At 64.3% G+C, this 24,287-nt stretch carries 22 protein-coding genes; 8 read left to right on the top strand and 14 right to left on the bottom strand.

Annotated features, from left to right (window positions below):
• Window positions 1–46: 46 nt before the first annotated feature.
• From KVY23_RS09920 to KVY23_RS09930, 3 genes are read right to left on the bottom strand one after another with little or no spacing between them, the layout of a single operon-like run.
• Entirely contained in the window at window positions 47–970 is a 924-nt protein-coding gene (locus tag KVY23_RS09920; protein ID WP_230556282.1) for a hypothetical protein, read from the bottom strand.
• Between the two features lie 23 nt (window positions 971–993).
• Window positions 994–2,559, bottom strand: a complete 1,566-nt coding sequence (locus KVY23_RS09925) for an alpha/beta fold hydrolase (protein ID WP_230556283.1) — start codon at window positions 2,557–2,559, stop codon at window positions 994–996.
• A gap of 16 nt (window positions 2,560–2,575) precedes the next feature.
• The gene (locus KVY23_RS09930) at window positions 2,576–3,295 is read right to left on the bottom strand and encodes a MerR family transcriptional regulator (protein ID WP_230556284.1); all 720 of its coding nucleotides are present in this window, start codon (window positions 3,293–3,295) and stop codon (window positions 2,576–2,578) included.
• Between the two features lie 410 nt (window positions 3,296–3,705).
• On the opposite strand from KVY23_RS09930, the gene KVY23_RS09935 reads away from it, so the two are divergent.
• Window positions 3,706–4,892, top strand: a protein-coding gene (locus tag KVY23_RS09935) for an IS3 family transposase (protein ID WP_230556285.1) whose coding sequence is annotated in 2 segments (ribosomal slippage) — window positions 3,706–3,973 and window positions 3,973–4,892 — 1,188 coding nt in all. Because the reading frame shifts where the segments join, the coding sequence is not laid out codon by codon here.
• A 61-nt stretch (window positions 4,893–4,953) separates the two neighbouring features.
• Here KVY23_RS09935 and KVY23_RS09940 read toward each other — a convergent pair.
• The gene (locus KVY23_RS09940) at window positions 4,954–5,244 is read right to left on the bottom strand and encodes a hypothetical protein (RefSeq protein ID WP_230556286.1); all 291 of its coding nucleotides are present in this window, start codon (window positions 5,242–5,244) and stop codon (window positions 4,954–4,956) included.
• 138 nt (window positions 5,245–5,382) lie between these two features.
• Between KVY23_RS09940 and KVY23_RS09945 the strand changes: the two genes are divergently transcribed.
• Together KVY23_RS09945 and KVY23_RS09950 are read left to right on the top strand one after the other, a co-directional pair.
• A complete protein-coding gene (locus tag KVY23_RS09945; protein ID WP_230556287.1) occupies window positions 5,383–6,072 on the top strand; it encodes an HNH endonuclease signature motif containing protein in 690 nt (229 codons plus the stop codon).
• A gap of 53 nt (window positions 6,073–6,125) precedes the next feature.
• Complete coding sequence (locus KVY23_RS09950) at window positions 6,126–6,554, top strand: ABC transporter permease (protein WP_230556288.1); 429 nt, start codon at window positions 6,126–6,128, stop codon at window positions 6,552–6,554.
• A 9-nt stretch (window positions 6,555–6,563) separates the two neighbouring features.
• Here the strand turns inward: KVY23_RS09950 and KVY23_RS09955 are convergent, their stop codons facing one another.
• Window positions 6,564–6,941, bottom strand: coding sequence for a PPOX class F420-dependent oxidoreductase (locus KVY23_RS09955; RefSeq protein WP_230556289.1), 378 nt, complete (start codon window positions 6,939–6,941; stop codon window positions 6,564–6,566).
• A gap of 15 nt (window positions 6,942–6,956) precedes the next feature.
• The gene (gene cobN, locus KVY23_RS09960; protein WP_230556290.1) at window positions 6,957–10,562 is read right to left on the bottom strand and encodes a cobaltochelatase subunit CobN; all 3,606 of its coding nucleotides are present in this window, start codon (window positions 10,560–10,562) and stop codon (window positions 6,957–6,959) included.
• A gap of 169 nt (window positions 10,563–10,731) precedes the next feature.
• Here cobN and cobG point away from each other — a divergent pair, with 169 nt between their 5' ends.
• Genes cobG through cobJ form a run of 3 tightly spaced genes read left to right on the top strand, consistent with a single transcriptional unit; the run spans window position 10,732 to window position 14,031 of the window.
• Window positions 10,732–11,868, top strand: coding sequence for a precorrin-3B synthase (gene cobG / locus KVY23_RS09965; protein ID WP_230556291.1), 1,137 nt, complete (start codon window positions 10,732–10,734; stop codon window positions 11,866–11,868).
• Between the two features lie 31 nt (window positions 11,869–11,899).
• On the top strand, window positions 11,900–12,526 hold the full coding sequence (locus tag KVY23_RS09970) for a precorrin-8X methylmutase (RefSeq protein ID WP_075839774.1): 627 nt from the start codon (window positions 11,900–11,902) through the stop codon (window positions 12,524–12,526).
• Window positions 12,523–14,031: a precorrin-3B C(17)-methyltransferase gene (cobJ, locus tag KVY23_RS09975; protein WP_230556292.1), complete on the top strand. Its 1,509-nt coding sequence runs from the start codon at window positions 12,523–12,525 to the stop codon at window positions 14,029–14,031. The genes KVY23_RS09970 and cobJ overlap by 4 nt, the downstream gene beginning before the upstream one ends.
• Here the strand turns inward: cobJ and KVY23_RS09980 are convergent.
• From KVY23_RS09980 to KVY23_RS09990, 3 genes are read right to left on the bottom strand one after another with little or no spacing between them, the layout of a single operon-like run.
• Window positions 14,014–14,751, bottom strand: a complete 738-nt coding sequence (locus tag KVY23_RS09980) for a cobalt-precorrin-6A reductase (RefSeq protein WP_230556293.1) — start codon at window positions 14,749–14,751, stop codon at window positions 14,014–14,016. The two genes, cobJ and KVY23_RS09980, sit on opposite strands and share 18 nt — an antisense overlap.
• A complete protein-coding gene (cbiE, locus tag KVY23_RS09985; protein WP_230556417.1) occupies window positions 14,748–15,950 on the bottom strand; it encodes a precorrin-6y C5,15-methyltransferase (decarboxylating) subunit CbiE in 1,203 nt (400 codons plus the stop codon). The genes KVY23_RS09980 and cbiE overlap by 4 nt, the downstream gene beginning before the upstream one ends.
• A complete protein-coding gene (locus tag KVY23_RS09990) occupies window positions 15,950–16,702 on the bottom strand; it encodes an SDR family NAD(P)-dependent oxidoreductase (protein WP_294636951.1) in 753 nt (250 codons plus the stop codon). The genes cbiE and KVY23_RS09990 overlap by 1 nt, the downstream gene beginning before the upstream one ends.
• Window positions 16,703–16,734: 32 nt before the next feature.
• Between KVY23_RS09990 and KVY23_RS09995 the strand changes: the two genes are divergently transcribed.
• A complete protein-coding gene (locus KVY23_RS09995) occupies window positions 16,735–17,160 on the top strand; it encodes a PPOX class F420-dependent oxidoreductase (RefSeq protein WP_230556294.1) in 426 nt (141 codons plus the stop codon).
• Window positions 17,161–17,174: 14 nt separating this feature from the next.
• On the opposite strand, the gene KVY23_RS10000 is transcribed toward KVY23_RS09995, so the two are convergent.
• Window positions 17,175–18,320 carry a Xaa-Pro peptidase family protein gene (locus tag KVY23_RS10000; protein WP_230556295.1) on the bottom strand — a complete coding sequence of 382 codons (1,146 nt, stop codon included), beginning with the start codon at window positions 18,318–18,320 and terminating at the stop codon, window positions 17,175–17,177.
• Between the two features lie 27 nt (window positions 18,321–18,347).
• On the opposite strand from KVY23_RS10000, the gene KVY23_RS10005 reads away from it, so the two are divergent.
• A complete protein-coding gene (locus KVY23_RS10005) occupies window positions 18,348–19,319 on the top strand; it encodes a 5'-3' exonuclease (RefSeq protein ID WP_230556296.1) in 972 nt (323 codons plus the stop codon).
• Between the two features lie 14 nt (window positions 19,320–19,333).
• Here KVY23_RS10005 and KVY23_RS10010 read toward each other — a convergent pair whose 3' ends face one another.
• The 4 genes from KVY23_RS10010 to tatA all read right to left on the bottom strand — a co-directional run bounded on the left by KVY23_RS10010 (window position 19,334) and on the right by tatA (window position 24,168).
• Window positions 19,334–20,074, bottom strand: a complete 741-nt coding sequence (locus KVY23_RS10010) for a DUF4333 domain-containing protein (protein WP_230556297.1) — start codon at window positions 20,072–20,074, stop codon at window positions 19,334–19,336.
• Window positions 20,075–20,142: 68 nt separating this feature from the next.
• Window positions 20,143–22,860, bottom strand: coding sequence for an RNA helicase (locus KVY23_RS10015; RefSeq protein WP_230556298.1), 2,718 nt, complete (start codon window positions 22,858–22,860; stop codon window positions 20,143–20,145).
• A 15-nt stretch (window positions 22,861–22,875) separates the two neighbouring features.
• Window positions 22,876–23,820, bottom strand: coding sequence for a twin-arginine translocase subunit TatC (gene tatC, locus KVY23_RS10020; RefSeq protein ID WP_230556299.1), 945 nt, complete (start codon window positions 23,818–23,820; stop codon window positions 22,876–22,878).
• Window positions 23,821–23,886: 66 nt separating this feature from the next.
• On the bottom strand, window positions 23,887–24,168 hold the full coding sequence (gene tatA, locus KVY23_RS10025; RefSeq protein WP_075839751.1) for a Sec-independent protein translocase subunit TatA: 282 nt from the start codon (window positions 24,166–24,168) through the stop codon (window positions 23,887–23,889).
• Window positions 24,169–24,287: the final 119 nt, after the last annotated feature.

Below are 24,287 nucleotides of genomic sequence, written 5' to 3' on the forward strand. Positions count from 1 at the left end.
GACGCGAAAGACCCAGTGGAACAACCCGGCACGAGAGGTCGGACGATCACCCACGCCCGCACTCCACTCGAAGCCGCACAACCAAACTCACAGCGACGCCATCAGTTGATCGGTGCATTCGGGCTAAGAGTTCACCGGTCTTGCTGTCGCAGATCAGCGGCGACGACGTCTGTTCGAGGGCTCTGCGCGCGCCGTCCAGTTCGAGCGTCGGGTGGAAATCGACGACGGTTTCCTCACCGGTCTCGAGGTCGACACGAACGAGGTAGGTCAGGTCTTTGTCTCTCGTGGATCCCATCCACATACCGGTGCCGTCGGGGGTGATTTGGGTGGGGTTGATCCCCATCGGGTAGTCGGCGCCGTCGAACAACTTGATTTGTCGCGCCGGTCCGGACTTCCCACGCACGGACACGTCGAAGTTGCCTTCCGGCGTTACTGCAAAGACGAACAGTTCACCGTCCACGCCGGGCATCAGGTTCTGCCCCTGGCCCGGACTTTTCCCGATCATGGTGATGTCGCCTGACGCGATGTCGATCTCGTACAGGTCGAGCTCGGCGGTGCTTCGTGCGTTCAGCAGCACTGTGTAGACACCCTTGCGGCCACGGGCGGGTTCGAGTCCCATGGCGCGGGCACCGGGGAACGGCGTCAGGTCCACTGCTGGTGCGTCGGGGTCGGAGAGGTCGATGCGGTACACGTGGTGGTTCTCGTCGCCGCCGAAGTCCTGCATGTACAGCAGCCACCGCGGGTCGTCGGTCCACCGGAAGTTCAGGACGCTGCGGGCGTCGTCGGCGGTCAAGCATCGGGCTTCGGTCTCGGTGGACGCGTCGGCCGCGAGGTCCTGGACCCACACGTTCAGACGGTTCTCCCACGGCGCGAGGAAGGCGATTTTCTCACCGTCCGGGGAGATCGCGGCGCCGGATCGGACGGGCGGGCCGAAGAACTCCTCGAGGGAAAGCAGTTCGGGTGTGGACATGTGGAGACTCCTCTCGGTGAACATCAGAGTGTGCAGCGAGCATCTTCGGGTGGGGATTGAAGGTCGACGAGGTAGTCCGCGACGATGTCGCCCACGCAGTCGCTCGTTCCGCCGAATGCCACGGTGTGCTGTTCACCTTCAACGGTCAGCAGGGATCCGCCGAGTGTGTCAGCCAAACTCACACCGCCCTCGTACGGCGTGGACGCATCACCGGTGATCGAGATGGTCAACGTGTCGGGCAGCCCATCGATGTCGGTGGCGTACGGCATGCCGAGAGTCGGCTCGGCAGGCCAGAATTCGCACGGGTCACGCGCCCCTTCCGGTCCGAGGCCGGCGTCGGTGAACGGTGCAATTTCCTGGATTCGGCGTTTCAGCTCGACTTCCTGCTCCGGGGTGTTGCGCTCCTCGTCCATGCAGTTGATGGCGTACAGCGCCTCGGGGAAATTCGGGTAGGTCCCGTCGGCGTCACGTCCACCGAAGACGTCGTTGATCTTCAGGAGCGTGTCTGCATGGCCTGCCTGCAGTTCAGAGATGCCTGTGGTGATAATCGGCCACACCGAGGAGTCGTACAGGCCTGCCAACACAGCCCCGTATGCGGCGTCGAAATCCATCTTTCGTCCGTCTCCGGTGACGATCGGATCGTCGATCAGCGGCCGGGCTATATTCTGAAAATTCTCGACAGCTTTGCTCGGGTCCGTTCCCAGCGGGCAGTCCGCCGCGGTGGCACACGCCGCGGCCATCTCGTCGAAGGATCGCTGAAAACTCGTGAATTGATCGATACGACGCTCAGCGGAGTGCTGTTGCGGGTCGATGGCGCCGTCGAGAACCATGGCCCGCACGTTCTGCGGGAACATCTCGGCGTAGACCGCTGCGAGGCGAGTTCCGTAGCTTTGGCCCAAGTAGCTCAGCTTGTCGTCGCCGAGCACTGCCCGGAGGACATCCAGGTCGCGAGCAGCGTCGCGGGTCCCGACGTGGGCGAGAACGTCCTCACCTCCCGATCGCTCCGCGCACTTGTCGACGAGGTCGCGTGCGCCGTCCTCGGACAGCGTTCTCGACCCGGTCAGAACCGTCGTGTAGCTCGTTCCTGCCTCGTAGTCCTCGTCGGTGAAGCAGTCGATGGCGGGTGTGGACGCGCCCACTCCGCGGGGGTCGAATCCGACCAGATCGAAGTTCTCGGTCAGCGGACTGTCCGCCAATGTGGTTGCGCCTGCGGCAGCCATGCTCATTCCAGGGCCGCCCGGTCCCCCGGGGTTCATCAGGAGCGACCTGATCGGTTCTCCTTTCGCAGGCACCTTCAGCAGTGCGATCTGCGCTGTCCGACCCGTCGGGTCCTCGTAGTTCAGCGGCACTTCCACACGGGCGCACTCGAATGCAGGGTCACTGGTGAACGCTGCTTCGTCGGCCGATGTCATGCCGTACCCCGCGCACGGCTCGAAAGTCACGTCCTGGTCGTAGAAGCGCTGGAAGTCCGGCTGCTCATCCTGCTGCGGCTGCGCCAGAGTCTCTGTCTGGGTCCCGCTACAGGCTCCGAGCACGAGAAGTGAGATTGTGGCTGCGGCGAAGACAGCCGCGGGTCTGAATCTGGGCATCGGTGATCGACTCCGGTCAGTTGTGTTTCTTCAGTTTCAGCGAGATTCGACGCATCACGTCGAGCTGCGCGGGGTTGTACAGCTCCGTCAGTGCGATATGGAAGGCACGTGCGGCTCGTTGCGGTCCGATTTCGGCAGCGGCGCTGTCGAACGGTTCGGGGTAGCGCGCGGTCAGCTCGCGGACATGCGGCGCCATGCGCGCTGCGAGGTCGGCCCTGGTGGCTTCGTCGGCGTCCGCAGGGAGGTTGTCGAATTCAGAATCGGCGGGTGTTCTTGGTGCGTTTCGGATGAGTTCGCCGTAGGCGTCGAGGGCCGTCGGGGTGAGGATGGTGCTGGCGAACGACACGAAGGTTCGGTCGGCCGTCGACAACTCTTCGGCCGCATCCGCCAATTCGGGTGGCAGATCTGTCGGTGTCGCATCGCGCAGGATCATCGCGAGTTCGACGCGGGCCCGTTGCAGCTGGTCGATCGAGGCGGCGAGCTCGGCGTCGAGGGTCCGTAGCGCCTCCTCCTGGTGGTCGCGGCTCTCTCCCATGGCTGCGATCTGCGCGAGCGAGAAGCCGAGGCCTGTCAGGCGCTTGATCTGGACGAGGCGCACGAGATGCGCGACGCCGTACTGCTTGTAGCCGTTACCCTTTCGTGCGGGCTCGTCGAGCAACCCGACCTCGTGGTAGTGCCGCACCGACTTCAGAGTGGTGCCTGCGAGATCTGCGACCTCCTTGGTGCTCCAACCCATTGTGTTCACTCCCGTTCGTCGTGGTCCAGTGTTGACTATGCCGTTGGGGCATAGTCAACGTCAGCGGACGAACTGCTTGCTGGAGTGTCGGAATGCCCAAACGGCCACGAGAACAGCGAGGGCGAACATCGGGGTACCCATCGCGATGTTGTCGCTTGCCAGGGCGATAGGACCACCTGATTGCCAGTGGGTAGGGACCACCTAAACGGCCAGTCTTGATATGCAGGGTTGCCGGTGAAGTACTGAATATGCTGTGCAGCAGTGCTTTGCGTCTTCCTCGCGTCTCGAAGCCGGATCAATGCGCGGGGTCCTGACGCCGCGCAGACGCCGTCGGGGTGACTGATCGGCCCAGGAATTTCGGACACTGGACCCGCTTAGGATAGGGATCTACTGAAATGAGTCCGACCAGCATGAGCAGATCACGGCGATCTTTCTCGGCAGAGTTCAAGGACGAACTGTGCCGAGAAGTGATCGACTCGTCCAAACCGATCAGTGAAGTCGCCAAGGCCTACGGGGTGGGCGACGACAGTCTGCGGCGGTGGCTGAGCAAGTATCGTGAGACTCACGGCGGCGGCCCCGAGAGCGAACTGACACTGACCGAGCGCGCGCGTCTGGCGCAGCTCGAACGCGAGAACCGGGAACTGCGGGCCGAGGCAGCCTTCCTGAAAAAAGCAGCATCGTACTTCGCGCGGGAGCCACGATAGTGGCGAAGTACGAGTTCATCGATTCCTATGTCGCGGACGACTCCGCGGCAACACCGATCACCGACCGATGCCGCTGGCTCGAGGTCTCGACCTCAGGATTCTACAACTGGCGCAGCCGACCGCAGTCCGCTACATCGATCCGCAGAGATGTTCTTGCGGAACAGATTCGAGTGTTCTTCGGTGCATCGCACGGAACGTACGGTTATCGGCGCATCCATGCAGATCTCGCTGATGCCGGCGTCGAATGTTCCCCAGAACTGGTTCGGTCGATCATGCGCGAGCACGACCTGATTCCGTGCCAGCCGCGTCCGTTCCGCACCACCACTGATTCGGACCCCAACAGCGACCCGGTGGTGCCGGATCTGTTGCAGCGGGACTTCACCGCGGACCGGCCGGGGATCAAGTTCGTCGGCGACATCACCTACATCCACACCTGGCAGGGGTTCGTCTACCTCGCGACGGTCATCGACTGCTTCTCTCGCAAAGTGGTGGGCTGGTCGATCGCCGATCACATGCGCACCGAGCTCGTCGCGGCTGCGTTGACGAACGCCGCGGCAACGACCCTCATCGAGCCGGGAGCGATCTTTCACTCCGATCGCGGCAGTGTCTACACCTCACGCGCCTACCGTGCTCTGGTGAGCTCTCTGGGCATGCGGTCCTCGATGGGACGGACCGGGGTGTGCTGGGACAACAGCATGGCCGAAAGTTTCTTCGCGGCGCTAAAGAACGAGTGTGTCTATCGCACGATCTATTCCACCAAAACCAAAGCGCGAGAAGACATCATCAGGTACATCGAAGGCTTCTACAACCCGCGTCGTCGACATTCAGCGCTCGGGTACCGATTCCCGAACGACGTCCACTACAGTTACCAGCAGCCCGCGATCGCGGCCTGAAATAGCCATCTCCATTGTCCGAAATCCTCGCGGCAGATCACACTGCCCATGCGGGCGAGCACTACCGCCGCAGCCCACTTCCTCGGTACCGGACTCCACCCGTTACCCCCATGGAGCCACCGTCACCGCCAGCCGCCCCCTCATCCACATCACCGCCGACCTCGAAACAATCCTTGGCCTGCACAATCGCAACGCCTACCTCCACGGTTACGGACCCCTCGACCCCACCACCCTGCGCGCCCTCGCCCGAGACGCCACCTGGCAAATCATCTTCACCACCAGCCGCCGATACCTCGACACCCTCACCGATCTCACCGACCCCGACCCGCCACCGTCGGGATCGACCGTTCACACACCGCAATGCACCTGTACTTGCGGCACCCCGCCACGCCCACACACCGACCCCCACCACACCCCCGACCCGTTCGCGGACCTCCTCGCCGCAGCAGCCGCCGAACACGACCGCCACACCGCACACTTGCCCACCCGCATGAGCACACCCACCCGCACACAAACCACTGACGACCGACGCCGAGCAACCCTCACCACCACCGACAACAAAGACGACCCGAACCCCGACACCGAGACCGAAGGCACCGACACCGGCAACAACGGATTCCTCTACGACACCGACCTACTCGCCGACCTCGCAGAACCCGAACCTGCCAGCACCACCCCCGACCTGATCCTCGGGCGCACCCGCCCCCTCTCAGCCGGACACCTACCCGACCCGCCACCGAACCCGCCACGGGCGCCTGCGCCCGCCACCACCGCCGCAGGCCTCGCCGACTACTACCGCGCCGTCGTCGCAGGCGACCCACACCACGATCACGCCGAACACCCCGACGGCCACGGCGGTCATCCGACACCTCCACCCGGAGCCCTCACCTACACCCCCGGCACAGCACTCGCGACGTACATCCGCGCCCAATACCCCACCTGCCGCCACCCCGGCTGCACCATCGCCTCGAACCGCTGCGACCTCGACCACATCGTCGAATTCGACCATCACAACCCCCACCGCGGCGGCTGGACCATCGCCGCCAACCTCGCCCCCTACTGCCGCACCCACCACAATCTCAAGACCAGCAAACTCTGGACCACCGAAAAACTCCCCTATGACGTCATCCACACCACCGACCCGCACGGCAACCACTACTTCGACCCACCCGAACTATGAGCGCGCACATAACCTTCGAGCAGACAGAGTCCCGGCCGGGATAGGCTGCGGGCGTGTGGAGAGCAGTGTGGTGGGCCCTGGCTGTGGTCGCAGTGGCCGTCACCGCGAGTGACGGGACCTCGATGGCGATGGGTGATATGTCGTTGTCGTGTTCCAAGATCGGTGAAGGCGGATCTTTCTACCAATGCGATGACCGTGCCATCGACGTACTAGGGGTATGGCCGTTGGTCTGGGTTGTACTGTTGCTCGCGGCACCCCTCGTGGTGGCAGCATTGGCCATGCGTGAGTGGGTTTCCTGGGTCGCTGTTGCGGCGCTCGTCGGTCTGTCTTTCGCCTGGCTTCAGCTATGGGCCGCGCCCTCTTTTTGGTACCTGCTTATCTATGCTGTTCCCTTGGCGGCCCTCGGAGCAGTCGCCGCCACGTTCCAGCCCATTACCCCGCGCCCAGGAACGTCAGGACGCCGTTCTACTTCAGTGGCGTAGATCTCCAGGTCACCCAGGTACGACGGCGATCCCGACTGTTCCGTCCTTGCCACGGCGAAGTGAACTGCCCTTGACCACCAGCCATCCTACGATGCCGTACTTCGACGTGATCGCCGCGCGAGCCGTCTCGGTCCCCGCCGCGTCGAGGACTTCGGCGATGCCGTCGACAGCGTCGCCCTCGATCTTTCCGCGTGCCGAGCAGGGCGCGACGGTGACCTTCGCATTGCGCCTGATCCGTTTGACCTTCCACGAATCGGCCGTGGTCCAGACGAGGAGTCGGTCGCCGTCGCGCGCGCCCCACAGGGGTGTCGCGACGGGCGTACCGTCCTTCTTGAACGTAGTGAGCGAAACGTACTTTCCGTCGGCGATCTCCTGGAACGTAGCCATGCGCCAAGCGTACGGCTACTCGCCCTCGAGGTCTCCCTCTGTTTCCAAGTACACCTGACGCAACCCGTCGAGCACCTTCGGATCTGGTTCTGCCCACATCTTCCGTTCAGCGGCCTCGAGGAGACGCTCGGCGATTCCGTGAAGTGCCCAAGGATTCGACTGCTGCATGAACTTCTGGTTCTGCTCATCCAACACGTATGTCTCGGCGAGCTTCTCGTACATCCAGTCAGCCACCACGTCCGTTGTCGCGTCGTAGCCGAAGAGATAGTCGACAGTTGCCGCCATCTCGAACGCACCCTTGTAGCCATGTCTGCGCATCGCATCGAGCCAGCGCGGATTGATCACACGCGCACGGAACACCCGTGCAGTTTCCTCGGACAGTGTGCGAGTGCGGACCGATTCCGGTCGCGTGCTGTCGCCGATGTAAGCCTCGGGTGACTTACCGGTCAGCGCACGCACGGTCGCAACCATGCCGCCGTGATACTGGAAGTAGTCGTCGGAATCGGCGATGTCGTGCTCGCGCGTGTCGGTGTTCTTGGCCGCCACGGCAATACGCCGGTACGCGGTGCGCATGTCGTCGGATGCAGGAACACCGTCGAGGCCGCGACCGTAGGCGAAACCGCCCCACGTCGTGTACACCTGCGCCAGGTCCTCGTCGCTGCGCCAGGTCTTGCTGTCGATCAGCTGGAGTAGCCCCGCGCCGTAGGTACCGGGCTTACTGCCGAAGATTCTCGTCGTCGCGCGTCGTTCGTCGCCGTGTTCGGCAAGATCGGCCTGGGCGTGGGCGCGGACATAGTTATGCTCCGCCGATTCGTCGAGGGCGGCGACCAATCTGACTGCGTCGTCGAGCAGTGCCAGCACATGCGGGAACGCGTCCCGGAAGAAGCCGCTTATCCGGACGGTCACATCGATGCGTGGCCTACCCAGCTCATCGAGGTCGATCACCTCGAGTTTCGTCACCCGGCGGGAGGCCTCGTCCCATACCGGAGAAACACCCAGCAGCGCGAAGACCTCCGCAACGTCGTCGCCCGAGGTACGCATCGCCGAGGTACCCCACACGGAAAGGCCTACCGACTTCGGCCAATCGCCGTGGTCCTTGCGGTATCGAGCGAGCAGTGACTCGGCCATTGCCTGGCCGGTTTCCCAGGCCAGTTTCGACGGCACCGCTTTTGGATCGACCGAGTAGAAGTTTCGGCCGGTCGGAAGCACATTGATCAGTCCGCGCAGCGGGGAGCCGCTCGGACCGGCGGCGATGAATCCGCCGTCGAGGGCATGCAGCACCTGCGAAATCTCGTTCGAGGTTCCCCGCAGCCGTGGTACCACCTCGGTAGCAGCGAACCGGAGGATGTCGACGACAGTCGAACCATGCTCGCCCGCAACACTTTCCACCTCGTCCGGGTTCCATCCGGTGGCAGCCATCGCCGCGACGAGGCCGTGCGCGGTGGCTTCGACCTCGTCGACCCGCACCCGCGCCTCGTCGCCGTCCTCACTGAGCCCGAGAGCTTCGCGAAGCCCCGGGACGGACTGCTCGCCGCCCCACATCTGGCGGGCACGAAGCATCGCCAGCACCAGTTCGACCTCGGCGTCGCCGACGGGTTCTTGCCCCAGGATGTGCAACCCGTCGCGTATCTGGACATCTTTGATCTCGCACAGCCAGCCGTCGACGTGGAGCAGCATGTCGTCGAACACTTCTTCGTCCGGACGCTCCTCCAACCCGAGGTCTTGATGCATCTGCGCGGCAGTCATCAATGTCCAGATCTGCTGTCGGATGGCAGGCAACTTGGCAGGATCCAACGTCGAGATGTTGGCGTGCTCGTCGAGAAGCTGTTCGAGCCGTGAGATGTCGCCGTAGCTTTCCGCCCGCGCCATCGGTGGAATGAGGTGGTCGACGAGGGTTGCATGTGCCCGTCGCTTGGCCTGCGTGCCCTCACCCGGGTCGTTGACCAGGAACGGATAGATCAGGGGTAGGTCGCCGAGTGCGGCATCGGTACCGCACGAGGCCGACATGCCCAGGGTCTTACCCGGCAACCATTCGAGGTTTCCGTGCTTGCCGAGGTGAACCATCGCGTCGGCGCCGAATCCGCCGTCCTCACGGGCAGCTTGAATCCAGCGGTAGGCCGCCAGATAGTGATGACTCGGCGGCAGATCCGGATCGTGGTAGATCGCGACCGGCCGCTCACCGAATCCGCGGGGCGGCTGCACCATGATCACGACGTTGCCGAACTGCATCGCGGCAATGACTATCTCGCCATCTGGATCGCTCGAACGGTCGACGTACATATCTCCCGGTGCCGGGCCCCAGTGCTCCTCCACCGCGGAGGTGAAATCCTCGGGCAGCTCGGCGAACCACGAGCGGTAGCGGGCGGCGGAGATTCGGATGGGGTTGCCCTCGAGCTGTTCGGCGGTAAGCCAGTCGGGGTCCTGCCCACCGCGCGCGATCAGGGCATGAATCAAGGCGTCACCGTCGCGTGCCGCCAGGCCGGGAATGGCGTCGGGCCCATCCTCTGGACCGAGATCGTAACCGGCGGAGCGCATCTCCGACATCAACGCGATGGCACTGGCCGGGGTGTCGAGTCCGACGGCGTTGCCGATGCGGGCATGCTGCGTCGGGTAAGCCGAGAACATCAGGGCGATACGCCGGTCGGCGGCCGGGATGTGACGAAGCTTGGCATGGCGGACTGCGATTCCGGCGACCCGCGCCGCACGTTCGTGATCGGGAACGTAGGTAGTGAGGCCGTCCCCGTCGATCTCCTTGAAGGAAAACGGAACGGTGATGAGTCGACCGTCGAACTCGGGCACCGCCACCTGGGTCGCGACATCGAGTGGCGAGAGGCCGTCGTCGTTGTCGTTCCAGGTGGCGCGGCTGCTGGTCAAACACAGTCCCTGCAGGATTGGCACATCGAGGGCGGCCAGTTCGGCCACATCCCACGCCTCATCGTCGCCGCCGGCCGATGCACCGGCCGGTTTGGTACCACCGGCCGCAAGCACGGTGACGACCATGGCGTCCGCAGACTTCAGCGTGTTGAGGAGTTCGGGTTCGGCGGTGCGCAGCGACGCGCAGAAGATCGGCAGTGCGCGCCCGCCGGCCTTCTCGATGGCAGTGCAGAGGGCGTCGATATAGGCGGTGTTGCCGGCGAGGTGCTGCGCCCGGTAGTACAGGATCGCGACGGTCGGGCCGTCCACCTCGATGGTCGGAGTGCGGCCGAGCAGGCCCCATGTCGGCGTATGGAGCGGTGCCGCGAAGCCGTGCCCGGTCAGCAGCACGGTGTCGGAGAGGAATGCGTGCAGCTGTGCGAGGTTCTCCGGGCCACCCTCCGCCAGGTAGTTGTGGGCCTGAGCCGCGACATTGGCCGGAACGGTCGACAGCTCCATCAGCTCGGCGTCCGGAGCCTGCTCGCCGCCGAGAACGACGACGGGAACTCCCGCGGCCAGGACTGCGTCGACACCGTCCTCCCAGGATCGCTTGGAGCCCAGGATGCGGAGGACGATCAGATCTGCCCCGTCGGCCAAGCCAGGTACATCCTCGGCCAGCAATCGCGACGGATTGCCCCACCGGTATTCCGCGCCACTGGCACGCGCGCTGAGAAGATCGGTGTCCGAGGTGGACAGCAGCAGGATCACAGGTAACGCCCTTCTGAGAGGTTTTCGCGCCCCTCGTTCAAGTGTGTAGCTCACCGAGAGGGTCTGACTGTGACAGTGGCGCGACCGCACCGGAATTTCACCGGTTTCCTCTCGGCCGAAGCCTACTTCAGCGGAATGCTACCGAAGTTCCAGCTAGTAACCTGGATGCGTGAGCTCGCCCGCGCCCCGCACCACCCCCGACAGGTGTCCGGGTGCGCTGTCCACGCACCAGGCTGCGGACGGGGCGCTTGCACGGGTTCGACTGCCCGGCGGTCTGCTCACATCGGCGCAGCTACAGGTACTGGCGCATTGCGCCGCGGAGCTCGGCAACGGGTCGATCGAGCTGACCTCACGCGGCAACATGCAGCTTCGTGCGGTGACCGACACCGACAAGCTGGCACGCAGGCTCGCCGATATCGGGCTGCTCCCGTCCCCCTCGCACGAACGCGTGCGGAACATCGTGGCGTCGCCGCTCAGTGGCCGCGTAGGCGGCACCTCCGACGTGCGTTCGATGATCGGCAGCCTCGATGTGGCGGTGTGCGCGGAGCTCGAGTTGGCAGATCTGCCTGGTCGTGTGCTGTTCGCGCTGGACGACGGTCGCGGCGACGTCGCATCACTTGCCCCGGATTTCGGTGTACGCGCGCTGGCGCCGGACCGGTACGCGCTGCTTCTCGCCGGTGCAGACTCGGGAGTCAGGATCAGTGCCGAGAACATCATCGAGGTTCTCGTCGCGGCGGCGCGTCACTTCGTGGAGCTGCGGCGCGAGGAATGGCGGCTGAGCGAGCTGCCCGACGGTCCGGCCCGCGTGTTGGCCCGCTTGGGCCTCGAGCCGGGGGGGTCTACCGATGTTCCCGGGACATCCGATTCGCTCCCGCCGATCGGATGGCTACCGCAGCGTGACGGACGGGTGGCCCTGGGGGCCGCGCTCGCACTCGGCGTTCTCGATGCCCGTTCGGCCGAGTTTCTCGCGGCCGTCGACAAACCAATGGTCATCACGCCGTGGCGAAGCCTCGTGCTGTGCGATCTCGACGAGGACGCCGCCGAATCGGTCGTGCGCGTGCTCGCCCCCATGGGGCTCATCTTCGACGAGCATTCACCATGGATCCACGCCAGCGCGTGCACGGGGTCGCCCGGGTGCGACAAGTCCCACGCGGACGTACGAGCTGATGTCACCGCCGCTGTCGACGCCGGCAACATCTCGCCAGGAGAGCGTCAGCATTGGTCCGGATGCGAACGCCGCTGCGGGCGACCCAAAGGCGCAGTACTGGACGTGGTCGCCGGACCGACCGGATACCGGGTGTCCTGACGGCCGACCGGCCTGGCTTATCGTGATCGTCATGCACGACTACATCCGCGACGGCGCGGAGATCTACCGACAATCCTTCGCGACCATCAGGGCCGAGGCGGATCTTTCGGCGTTCTCCCCTGATATCGCGCAGGTGGTCGTTCGCATGATCCACGCGAGCGGTGAAGTCGATCTCACCGAGGTCGTCGCCGCCACACCCAACGTCGTGGTCGATGCACGCGCCGCTCTCGAGGCCGGCGCCCCGATTCTCTGCGATGCGAACATGGTCGCCGCCGGGATCACTCGACGACGCCTCCCGGCGGACAACGAAGTGATCTGCACGCTCTCGCACCCGTCGGTTCCGGCGCTGGCCGAAAAGCTGGGGACCACCCGAACGGCCGCTGCTCTCGAACTGTGGGGTGATCGACTCGACGGTGCCGTCGTTGCCATCGGCAACGCGCCCACGGCGTTGTTCCACCTGCTGGAGATGCTCGAGGCAGGCGCGCCGAAGCCCGCCGCAATTGTCGGCGGGCCGGTCGGTTTCATCGGGGCAGCCGAGTCCAAGGAAGATCTGATCGAATCCGGCTCAGGTGTCGAATATCTGGTGGTGCGTGGGCGACGCGGCGGCAGTCCTATCACCGTCGCCGCGGTCAATGCTATTGCGAGCGAGACGGAATGAGCATTCAGTCAGGAAAGCTGTGGGGCGTGGGCATCGGACCGGGCGACCCGGAACTGGTCACGGTCAAGGCTGCGCGTGTGATCGGCGAAGCAGATGTCGTCGCCTTTCACAGCGCACAGCACGGCCGCAGCATCTCTCGCGGTGTTGCCTCGCGCTACATGCGTGAGGATCAGATCGAAGTGCATCTCGTCTATCCAGTCACCACCGGCACCACCGATCATCCGGGCGGGTATCAGGGTGCCATCGACGAATTCTACGAGCAGGCGGCCGAACGCCTTGCCGAACATCTTGTTTCGGGCCGTTCGGTTGCGCTGCTGGCAGAAGGTGACCCGCTCTTCTACAGCTCGTACATGCACATGCACAAGCGGCTAGCCGATCGGTTTGACGTCGAGATCGTTCCCGGTGTCACATCGGTGAGTGCGGCCTCCGCCGCGATGGAAACCCCACTCGTCGAACGGGACGAGGTATTCACCGTCCTGCCCGGCACCCTGCCTGTCGACGAGCTGGCCCGCCGCCTTCGCACCACCGACGCCGCAGCAATCATGAAGTTGGGCCGCACATTTCCCACGGTGGTTCGTGCCCTGGAGCAGTCGGGCAGACTGGCCGAGGCTCGCTACATCGAACGTGCGAGCACCGATCGTGAGCGGGTGCTCGCCATCGGCGACGTCGACCAGTCGGAAGTGCCATATTTTTCCATCGCCATCGTTCCGAGTCCGTCCAACAACAACGTTGCTGCAGATCCGTTGCCAGGTGAGGTCGTCGTGGTCGGGCTGGGGCCGGGCGCCGATCGCTGGACCACCGACGAGGTACGCGATGAAATCGCCGCCGCGACGGACCTCGTCGGCTACGTCACCTATCTCGATCGCGTGAGCGTACGCCCCGGACAGGCACGCCACGCCAGCGACAACAAGGTCGAGTCCGAGCGCGCTGCATTCGCCTTGGATCTCGCCAAGCTCGGCAAGCGAGTCGTCGTGGTCTCATCCGGCGATCCAGGGGTGTTCGCGATGGCAGCGGCCGTCGTCGAGGTGGCCGCGGAGCCGCAATGGAGCGATGTCCGCGTGCGCGTGGTGCCCGGAATGACCGCAGCCAACGCTGTTGCCAGTCGCGTCGGAGCGCCACTCGGGCACGACTACGCGGTGATCTCGCTCTCGGACCGGCTCAAGCCGTGGGCTGTCGTGGCTGCTCGCCTGTCCGCCGTGGCCGCCGCGGACATGGCCATCGCGATCTACAATCCCGCGTCGAAATCGAGGACCTGGCAGGTCGGTGCCATGCGCGATCTCCTGCTCGAGCACAGGGAGGCGGACACGCCCGTGGTCATCGGTCGCGCAGTGGGTACTGCGGAGGAATCCGTGCGCGTCGTCACCCTCGAAAAGCTCGAACCCGAGGACATCGACATGCGGTGCCTGCTCATCATCGGCTCGTCCCAGACCGAAGCCGTCGAATCCGATGCGGGCACCCGAGTATTCACCTCGCGTCGCTACCCGGATTCACAGCCGAGAGCGTAGCCAGGCCACGGCGCCGTCGACCGAATCGGTCACATGGTCGCTCGGTGATGCCGGGGGCCGGGCGATCATCACCACTGGGATACCGAGTCGACGGGCGGCCACCAGCTTTCCCTCCGTCATCGCTCCCCCGCTGTTCTTGCTGACCACGACATCGATTCGGTGCTCGCGCATCGTGGCGATCTCGTCGTCGATGTCGAATGGTCCACGCGCCAGCACAAGCTCGTGCCGCGTTGGCAGCTCGTCCACGGGTGCATCGATGCTTCGGATCAGAAACCAGGTGCGACTGTTGCCTGCGAAAGCCCAAACCCCGAGACGTCCGATCGTGAGAAAGGCTCGTTCCGAGAACGATTCGACCATCCTTGCGGCGTCGGCGGGAGTCGAGGCGTCCAACCACACGTCACCGGCGCGGGCTGTCCACTCCGGTCGATTCAACCGTAGCAACGGAACTCCCGCGCTCGCAGCGGCCATAGCGGCATTGCCGGACATGGTTGCGGCAAAAGGGTGCGTTGCATCGACGACGACCTCGATCGCATGGGAGTGGATCCAGGTAGCCAATCCATCGGCGCCACCGAAGCCGCCGACTCGCGAATCACCTTCTGGCAGCTGTGGATCGGACACTCTTCCCGCCAGCGAGGTCAGGGTGTCGAATCGGCTGTCCTGCGACAAGCGCGCTGCGAGAAGTCGAGACTCGGACGTGCCCCCGAGGATCAGCACGTTCACGACTTGACTGCACTCCACTGGGCAACCGGGAGCTGAGGTCGCCAACTCGTGAACGTCCCGAGCGGCTCACCCCGATAGATTTGAAACTTCCTGAGAGTACCGCCGAAGCGCGAAACACAGTCCAACAAGAGCGCTTCGGACTCGGCAGTCACGGCGTTGGCGGTGAGCCTGCCACCTCGGCCCAGCTGCTCCCAACAGGCGTCGACCATGCCGTCCTGGGTCAGTCCTCCGCCGATGAAGACGGCGTCGGGCGGGTCGCCCCCGAACTCGTCCGGGGCCGGCCCCAGGACTCGCAGAGCAGGCACACCGAGCGCGGACGCATTCGATTCGATCTGTTCGCGGCGGCCGACAATCGATTCGAACACCGTTGCACGGCAACTCGGGTCGGTGCGCATCCACTCGATCGCTATCGACCCGGAGCCGCCGCCGACATCCCAGAGGTGTTCACCGGGAGCCGGAGCCAGTGCTGACAATGTCAGACTGCGCACCTCGGACTTCGTCAGCTGCCCGTCGCCGCTGTATGCAGAATCGGGTAGACCCGGGACTCGCGTGAGTCGTTGGTATGTCGGATCGCTCACACACTCGATCGCGACCACGTTCAACGCGTCGCCGACGGGGTGACTCCACTTGTCGGCAGTTCCCGTGACCAGTCGTTCTGCGGGACCACCGAGTTGTTCGAGCACGGTGACGGAGGAACCGCCGAACCCGGAACGGCGAAGCAGTTCGACGACGTGCGCCGGAGTGTGCTCGTCTCGAGACAGAACAAGAACGTGGGCGCGATCGAAGAGCGCAGGGGAAATCGTGGTGACGGCCGCATTGACGATGTTGACCGTGGTGGTGGCGTGTACGGCCCAGCCCAACCTGGCGCATGCCAGCGACAGCGAGGATGCAGCCGGGATGACGTGCAGCCTCGAGGCGCCGAACTCACGCGCCAGGCTCACCCCGATCCCATGAAACATCGGATCGCCACTGGCGAGCACACAGACCCAACGCCCGTCGAACTCCTCGATCGAGGATCGGAGTGCTGGAAGCAACGGGCTCGGCCAGCGACGTAACCGGTACGCTGCGATCGGCAGTGTCGATAGTTGCCGGGCGGACCCGAAGACCACATCGGCAGCGTGGAGTACAGCTCGCGTGTGCTCGGACAGGCCGTCCCAGCCGTCGGCACCGATTCCGATCACCTCGATCGGGTGGTGCATCAGCGCGGCATCTTTCGCCACAGCCATGCCGGCAGCATGTTCAAGCCGAAGTAGATCGGTGCGAGGATGCCCGGTACCCACACGCGCGCTCGGCCGCGGGCGAGAGCCCGAACCACTGCGTCAGCGACCTGTTCCGGCGTGCTGGAAAACGGCGCGGGCGTCATCCCCTGGGTCATCGATCCGATGACGAAACCTGGCCTGACCAGCAACAGTGACACGCCCGACCCGTGCAGCGCGTCGGACAGTCCGCACGCGAAACCGTCGAGGCCTGCCTTTGCCGAGCCGTAGACGTAGTTGGCTTTCCGAACGCGGACGCCGGCAACCGAGGAGAACACGACGAGTTGGCCACTACCCTGCTTTCGCAGCAAGTTTGCGGCATGGGTCAGGACGGACACCTGCGCAACGTAGTCGGTGTGCACTATCGCCACCGCGTGCTCGGCGTCTGTCTGTGCGCGAGCGTTGTCGCCCAGAATGCCGAACGCCAACACGACGGTGCCCAGTTCGCCATGGGCTTCGACGACAGAATCGAGCACACTCCCGTGCGACGCCACGTCGTCGGCATCGAAGAACAACGTGGACACCTCCCGTGCCCCAGCTGCCGTCACCTGCGCAACCTGATCGTCCAATTCCTCGCTACGCCGCGCGGCAAGCACCACTTTTCGGCCCTGTGCCAGCCGAACAGCTACCTCCATGCCGATATCGCTGTGCCCTCCCAGAACGAGCAGGGTGTCGTTTACGCCTGTGGCAGTCACGCCTGACAGTGTCGCCGATTACCGTTTGTTTCATGACTACCACCCCCACTGATCCGTCCTCGCTCACCGAGGGAGCGCTCGAGTTCTTGACCGAACGCCACCTGGCGACACTTACCACCCTTCGAAAGGACGGGACCCCGCACGTCGTTGCAGTGGGCTTCACCTGGGATGCGGAGAACTCGATCGCTCGGGTGATCACCAGCCGTGAGTCCCAGAAGGCCCTGAACGCAGCACGCGGCGGCTATGCCGCGGTGAGCCAAGTCGACGGCGCCCGCTGGTTGACCCTCGAAGGTCCGAGCAAGGTGCTCACCGACAACGATGACGTGGTGGACGCCGAACAGCGATATGCACGACGCTATCGAGTGCCGCGGGAGAACCCTGAGCGCGTCGTCGTACGCATTTCGGTGCAGCGTGTTCTCGGTTCTCGGTCGCTGTTGGGACGAACGCCGACACCCTGATCAGTGGCCCGAAATCAGTCGATGGGAAGCGAGACGAGACCGTGCGGCCGCTGGTTGACGGACTCGCAGCCGTCCGCGGTGACGATCACGATGTCCTCGATGCGCGCGCCCCAGTGACCACGGAAGTAGATTCCAGGTTCGATGCTGAAGGCCATCCCGTCGACCAGCTCGATATCGTTCCCGGCAACGATGTACGGCTCCTCGTGCACCGACAGCCCGATGCCATGCCCGGTCCGGTGTAGGAAAGCCTCTCCCAGGCCCTCGGCGACGAGAATGTCACGTGCAGCGGCGTCGATGGCCTCGGCAGTGACGCCGGGCGCGACCGCGTCGACGGCGGCCTGCTGAGCTCGCTCGAGCACCGCGTACTGGGCGGCGATCTCCGATGAGGGTTCGCCCAGAACGTATGTGCGCGTGGAGTCGGAGTTGTAGCCGGGGTCGACGGGTCCGCCGATATCGATGACCACGACATCACCGACCTCGATCACCCGATCGGAAACCTCGTGGTGGGGGTCGGCGCCGTGCGGACCGGATCCGACGATGATGAATGCGGCCTCGGTATGACCTTCTGCAACGATCGCGTCACCGATATCGGCGGCGACGGCCGCCTCGGTACGCCCGACCTTCAAGAACTCGCCCATCCTGGCGTGAACCCGGTCGATGGCCTGCCCGGCCCGGCGCAGTGCAGCGATCTCGGAATCGTCCTTGAGCATCCGCAGCCGGCGCAGCACCTCGGTTGCGAGGATGGGGGTCCGGCCGAGCTTGTCCGCCAGCGGCACGAAATGCAATGCAGGCATGGCGTCGTCGACTGCAGTGGCAGCCTCGCTGGGCAACATGTCGGCGACAATGTCGTACGGGCTGACGCCGTCGACCCAGTCGGTGACACGAAGCCCCAGCTCGGTCACTGCCGAAGGCTGCAGGGCAGCAAGTTCGAGTCGAGGAACCAACACTGTCGGGGTGGATCCGTCAGCTGGGACCACAAGGCAGATCAAACGCTCGAAGGAGCTGGCCTGAGAGCCCACGAGATAGCGAAGATCCGGACCCGGTGAAATCAACAGAGCATCTAGCCCGGCCTGCCCCGCGTACTCGGCTGCGCGGGCAAGCCGAGAGGAGTAGATCTCTGAAGGGAAGCGAGCAGCTGACTGTTGGGAATCGGAACTCATGACTCCAGGCTATCGGCGTTTGGCAAGATGATGGCCATGACAGACCCGGGAAAGTCGCCTCTGCTCCTTCTCGACGGAGCCAGCCTGTGGTTTCGCGCCTACTACGCACTGCCCGAGTCGATTACGGCCCCGGACGGACGGCCCGTCAATGCTGTCCGCGGATTCATCGACATGGTTGCCGCGCTGATGACGCGAACCGAACCGAGCCGCCTCGCCGTCTGCCTCGATTTGAACTGGCGCCCGCAGTTCCGTGTCGACGCCATCCCGTCCTACAAAGCCCACCGCGTGGCCGAGGCGGCGCCGGGAACTGAGGAAAGCGAGGAAGTTCCAGACTCGTTGACGCCGCAGGTGGACATGATCATGGACGTTCTCCAGGCCGCGGGCATCGCGACGGCCGGCGCCGACGGGCTCGAGGCCGACGATGTGTTGGGAACACTGGCGGCCCGCGAAAGGAACGATCCGGTGGTGGTGGTGAGCGGCGACCGTGACCTGCTTCAAGTTGCCGCAGACGAGCCCGTGCAGGTGCGGGTTCTGTACGTCGGCCGGGGGCTCGCGAAGGCCGAAATGTTCGGGCCGGCGGAGGTCGCCGCGAAGTACGGCGTGCCGTTGCACCGCGCCGGTGACGCCTACGCCGAACTGGCCTTGCTTCGTGGCGATTCGTCCGATGGACTACCGGGTGTCAAAGGCGTGGGCGAGAAGACAGCATCGACGCTCATGCTCCGATACGGGTCCGTCGCGGAGCTGCGTGCAGCCGCCCTGGACCCGAGCAGTGACATGGCGCAGGGTGTACGCGCCAAGTTGAACGCCGCAAGCGACTACCTCGACGCCGCCCTGCCGGTGGTGCGGGTGGTGACCGACGCCGACGTTCACCTGTCACGATCGGACGTCATCCCCGCGGCGCCGGCCGACAGCGAACGACTGAACCAGCTCGCCGTCGAGCTGGGAGTCGTCAACGCTGTGGACCGGCTCGTCTCGGCTCTCGCGGCCAACGGAGGCTGAGAAACCCTTCGCGGTCAACGAGGGCGCGATACCACGTAGGTGCCCTGATCGTCGGTCATCGTCAGCGTGACGGTTCGCTGCGCGCCATCGACCTCGAGCGTGCACTCGAATGAGGCACCCTCCTCGACCGTCATACCGTCGGGGCAAGACACACCGGACACCGTGGACGCGCCGTATGTTCCGATGACGATTTGCTCGACACCGGATTCTGCGGCTGCACGGTCCAGTTGAGCCGTCCGGCCGAAGGCGAATACAAGACCGCCCACGACGACGATCGCCGCGAGGACCCCGGCGGCGATCAGCAAGGGCTTCTTCGATTTGCTTGGTGCTGCCTGCTGTTGCCCGGGGTTCCACTGTCCCTGTGACGGGTACTGGCCCTGCTGTGGGTACTGCCCTTGCGGATATTGACCCTGTGGCGGGTACTGGCCCTGCTGTGGGTACTGGCCCTGCGGATACTGACCCTGCGGTGAGTATTGACCGTACTGCTGCTGGGGATAAGGCTGCTGCGGGTACGGCTGTTGTGGGTACGGCTGTTGTGGGTACGGCTGTTGTGGGTACGGCTGTTGCGGGTACGGCTGACCGTACTGCTGCTGAGCGTTGGGATCCGGAGCCCATCCCTGCTGACCGTTTTCGATTGGTTCTCGAGGCGGGTTGTTCCAGCCGTCCGAGCCTGTATCTCGGGATTCGGGTTCGCGTGACCCGGCACCGCGGGACCACTGGTCGTCCGGATTGTTCGGACCGTACGGGCCGCTCATCTCGCCTCCACTCGATTGGATCGATCGGCCGTCACCTTATCGCGCCGCCAACGGCTCCGGTCGGATGATCAGGCCGCGTCGATGGCAACTACTCCTCGACGCAACGCTTTCACAGCTTTCGAGGCGGTCTGGGATATCTCGGGATCCGGTGACGCGAGCCGTACCTGATCGAGAAGATCGATGACCTGGCGGCACCAGCGGACAAAGTCACCACCGGACAACGCCTTGCCGTTATCGCCCGCAGCGATGAGCGCGTCCACGAGAGAGTGGTTGCTCGCCCACCGGTACACCGCAGTGACGAATCCCACATCCGGTTCACGGGTAGGCGGCAGCTTGTGCCGAACCTCATCTGCTCGCAGCTCGGTCCACACGCGCACCGTCTCGCCCAGTGCGTGCCGAATAGGCCCGGTTGGGCCATGCGGGGTGGCGTCACCCTCCTGCCGGGACTCGAACACGACCGCCGATACGACGGCGGCGAGTTCGGCCGGCGCCAGTCCCCGCCACAAATGCTGGCGTAGGCACTCGGCCACCAACAGGTCCGACTCGGAATAGATTCGGCCGAGATGGGCACCGTGCTCGGTGACTACCGGCGTCTTGCCCGAGGTGATGTAGTCGCGTTCCACGAGCAGGGCCAGGATCCGATCGAAGCTTCGCGCCAGGGAGTTGGTCGTGGCCGACACCTCCCGCCGCATCGCCTCGGTGTCTCGGACGAGCTTGCTGTAGCGCTCACCGACCCGACCGAGTTCGTCGCGGTCCGGGCGCGAGTGGACAGGGTGCGAACGGATACTTCGGCGCAGCGTAGCCAGCTCTCGATCGTCTGCCGCGGTGGACTTCTGACGCCGCCTGTCCGAGGGTGTCGAGATGCCGGTCGATCTGAGCGCTGCGGACAGATCTCGCCGAGTACGCGCGGTCCGATGATCTACGAAGCGCGGCAGTCTCATCCGGCCCAAGGTATCGGCGGGCGAAGGGAAATCGGCCGCCGACAAACGTCCGGCCCACGCATCCTCGGTGAGTACGAGCGGGCGGGGGTCGAGGCGATCGTCGTCAGGCTCGAGAACAACGGCGAGTCCGCTTCGCTTCCCACTCGGTACCGAGACGACGTCGCCGCGCTCGAGTCCGTGCAGTGACTCGACGGCTCGATCACGTCGGTCCTGTCGGCCTTGTCGCTCCAGAATCCGCTCGCGCTCCTTCAGCCGTTCGCGCAGCCGTGCGTACTCGAAGTACTCGCCCTCCGGCCCGCCCAGTCGATCGCCGAGTTGAGCGATTGTCTTGTCGTTGCGGTCGATACCGCGAACCAACCCGACGACCGAACGATCGGCCTGGAACTGCGCGAACGATCGCTCGAGTAGAGCACGCGACTCCGGTGCCCCGAACTGCTCGATCATGTTGATCGACATGTTGTATCCGGGACGGAAGGAACTGCGAAGAGGGAAGGTACGTGTCGAGGCGAGCCCAGCAACTTCCGTAGGCTCGGTCCCCGGTTGCCACAGCACGACGGCATGACCCTCTACGTCGATTCCCCGACGCCCGGCGCGTCCGGTCAACTGCGTGTACTCGCCGGGGGTCAGTTCGGCGTGAGTCTCACCGTTGTATTTGACAAGCTTTTCGAGCACCACGGTTCGCGCCGGCATGTTGATACCGAGGGCAAGTGTCTCCGTAGCGAACACGGCCCGCACCAGACCCTTGACGAACAGCTCCTCGACGGTGTGCCTGAACACGGGGAGCATGCCCGCATGGTGCGCCGCGAGACCACGCTCGAGTGCCTCGCGCCACTCCCAGAAACCGAGGACTTCCAGGTCTTCACGAGGCAGCTCGGAGGTGTGTTGCTCGACGATGTAGCGAATTTCCTCCGCCTGCTCGGGCGTGGTCAATACCAGACGAGACCGCAGGCACTGCGTCAGCGCGCCGTCACATCCTGCACGACTGAAGATGAAGGTGATCGCCGGCAACAACCCTTCCTGATCGAGCTTTGCGATCACGTCCGGACGCGGGAGCGGACGGTTGTTGGCACTTGTCCGACCACTGCTCCGCCCCCGCCCCCGCCCGTGCGCGGGCTGCCATCGGTCCGCGTGGTCGAGCGCCTGGCGCTGCTTCACATGCCGAACCAGTTCTCGGTCGACCACCAACCGGGCCGCGCCGTCACCGGACTGTGCACGCGTGTCGAACAGGTCGAACAATCTGCGTCCGACCATGATGTGCTGTGAGAGGGGAACTGGGCGGTTCTCGTCGACGACCACGGTGGTGTCGCCGCGCACCGTCTCCATCCATGCGCCGAACTCCTCGGCGTTGCTGACGGTCGCAGACAGGCTCACCAGGCGAACGTCCTGAGACAGGTGCAGGATCACCTCTTCCCAGACTGCGCCACGGAATCGGTCGGCCAGATAGTGCACCTCGTCCATCACCACGTGCGACAACCCCCGCAGGGCATCGGATGACGCATAGAGCATGTTGCGAAGAACTTCGGTCGTCATGACCACGATCGGCGCGCTTGGGTTGATGGACGAGTCGCCGGTAAGCAAGCCGACGGTGTCACGACCGTAGCGGGCGGTGAGCTCGGCGAACTTCTGATTGCTGAGCGCCTTGATCGGCGTCGTATAGAAACACTTTCTTCCCGCTGCCAGGGCAAGGTGAACAGCGAACTCGCCGATGATGGTCTTGCCTGCACCTGTCGGCGCACAGACCAGCACCCCATGACCGGCCTCGAGCGCGGTACACGCATCGATCTGGAAGCGGTCCAGTGGAAATGCGAGTGTGTCGGTGAACTGCTGCAATCGAGTGGCATGCACGCTCACATGATCACATCAGATCGTGTCGGTGAAGTCCCGATCGGTCTGGACGGGAGGCTTGACCGAGACAGGCGACTCGACGGAACTTGCGAAATCGATCGACGTTGCCTCGTCATCGGACACATCACCCCATTCATCGGCTCTCTTGCGCAATTTACGCTTGTCGTGAATTCGGGCAATCTGCACCGCGAACTCGAACAGAAGCGTCAACGCGATCGCGAGCGCCAGCATGGAGAACGGGTCCTGCCCCGGCGTCGCGATGGCGGCGAACACGAAGAGGCCGAATATCAGTCCGCGGCGCCATGCCTTCAGTCGTTCGTACGTGAGTACACCGACAAAATTCAACGCGACGACCAGCAGAGGAATTTCGAAGCTGACGCCGAAGATGATCAGCAGATTGATGACGAAGCCGAAATACTGTTCACCACTGAGCGCGGTGATCTGCACGTTGTCACCGATGGAGAGGAGAAACTCCAAGCCCTTCGCCACGATGTAGTACGCGAGGACTGCACCCGCGACGAAAAGGGTCGCTGCGGCTGTCACGAAGGAGACGGCGTATCGCCGCTCCTGCTTGTAGAGGCCGGGGGTGACGAAGGCCCAGATTTGATGCAGCCAGATGGGGCAGGCCATGACGATACCGGCAGTGAACGCAACCTTGAAGCGTAGGAGGAACTGGTCGAACGGACCGGTCGCCAGCAACCGGCATTCGTCGGTGTTGCTCAGGTTGGCGCGCAGGCTCGGATCCAATGAGCAGTAGGGACCCCTCAGCAGGTCACCCAGGCTATCGATGCCGAACAGTGACTGCGAGTACCAGAAGAACCCGAGGGTAGTGGTGATCGCCACCGCGAGTACCGCCCACATCAACCGGGTACGGAACTCGTAGAGGTGGTCGACCAACGACATGGTGCCGTCGGGATTCAAGCGGCGCTTGGAGCGCCTCGGATCGAACGGGATTCGCATCTTCCGTCTTCAGTCAGCAGTGAACCGGGGTACGGCGTGCGTACCCCGGTGTGGAGACGTATGCCCTCAGGCCGATTTGGAGTCGTGCTGTGCGCTCGACCCGTTGCTGAGGTGGATGTCACTCGCGCGAACGTCGGTCTGCGAGGTCGAGTCGAGCTCAGTCGGCGTGGACGATTGTCCGGTCTGCGTATCGGACTTGCCGTCGTTCTGCATTTCCTTCACCTCGCTCTTGAAGATGCGAAGCGAACGACCGAGTCCTCGAGCTGCTTCGGGCAGCTTCTTCGAACCGAACAGAATGACGACCACGATAGCGACGATGGCCCAATGCCACGGGCTTGTGAATCCCATGTAAACCTCCCAAGATCAGATGCTGTGAGCCTACCCGACATGCAGCGCTGGAGGCTTGGTGGAAGCCGTACGTTTTCTGCGCGTTCACTGGGATGGACCCCAGCGAAACAGTAGAAAGT

It is taken from the genome of Rhodococcus sp. I2R (assembly GCF_020889545.1).
Classification (GTDB): Bacteria; Actinomycetota; Actinomycetes; order Mycobacteriales; family Mycobacteriaceae; genus Rhodococcoides.

Excerpts from the sequence above, each read along its gene's own strand:
- KVY23_RS09920 (WP_230556282.1), bottom strand. The coding sequence starts at position 970 with ATGTCCACACCCGAACTGCTTTCCCTCGAGGAGTTCTTCGGCCCGCCC.
- KVY23_RS09925 (WP_230556283.1), bottom strand. The coding sequence starts at position 2,559 with ATGCCCAGATTCAGACCCGCGGCTGTCTTCGCCGCAGCCACAATCTCA.
- KVY23_RS09930 (WP_230556284.1), bottom strand. The coding sequence starts at position 3,295 with ATGGGTTGGAGCACCAAGGAGGTCGCAGATCTCGCAGGCACCACTCTG.
- KVY23_RS09945 (WP_230556287.1), top strand. The coding sequence starts at position 5,383 with ATGAGCACACCCACCCGCACACAAACCACTGACGACCGACGCCGAGCA.
- KVY23_RS09955 (WP_230556289.1), bottom strand. The coding sequence starts at position 6,941 with ATGGCTACGTTCCAGGAGATCGCCGACGGAAAGTACGTTTCGCTCACT.
- KVY23_RS09970 (WP_075839774.1), top strand. The coding sequence starts at position 11,900 with ATGCACGACTACATCCGCGACGGCGCGGAGATCTACCGACAATCCTTC.
- cobJ (WP_230556292.1), top strand. The coding sequence starts at position 12,523 with ATGAGCATTCAGTCAGGAAAGCTGTGGGGCGTGGGCATCGGACCGGGC.
- cbiE (WP_230556417.1), bottom strand. The coding sequence starts at position 15,950 with ATGCACCACCCGATCGAGGTGATCGGAATCGGTGCCGACGGCTGGGAC.
- KVY23_RS09995 (WP_230556294.1), top strand. The coding sequence starts at position 16,735 with ATGACTACCACCCCCACTGATCCGTCCTCGCTCACCGAGGGAGCGCTC.
- KVY23_RS10000 (WP_230556295.1), bottom strand. The coding sequence starts at position 18,320 with ATGAGTTCCGATTCCCAACAGTCAGCTGCTCGCTTCCCTTCAGAGATC.
- KVY23_RS10005 (WP_230556296.1), top strand. The coding sequence starts at position 18,348 with ATGATGGCCATGACAGACCCGGGAAAGTCGCCTCTGCTCCTTCTCGAC.
- KVY23_RS10010 (WP_230556297.1), bottom strand. The coding sequence starts at position 20,074 with ATGAGCGGCCCGTACGGTCCGAACAATCCGGACGACCAGTGGTCCCGC.
- tatC (WP_230556299.1), bottom strand. The coding sequence starts at position 23,820 with ATGCGAATCCCGTTCGATCCGAGGCGCTCCAAGCGCCGCTTGAATCCC.
- tatA (WP_075839751.1), bottom strand. The coding sequence starts at position 24,168 with ATGGGATTCACAAGCCCGTGGCATTGGGCCATCGTCGCTATCGTGGTC.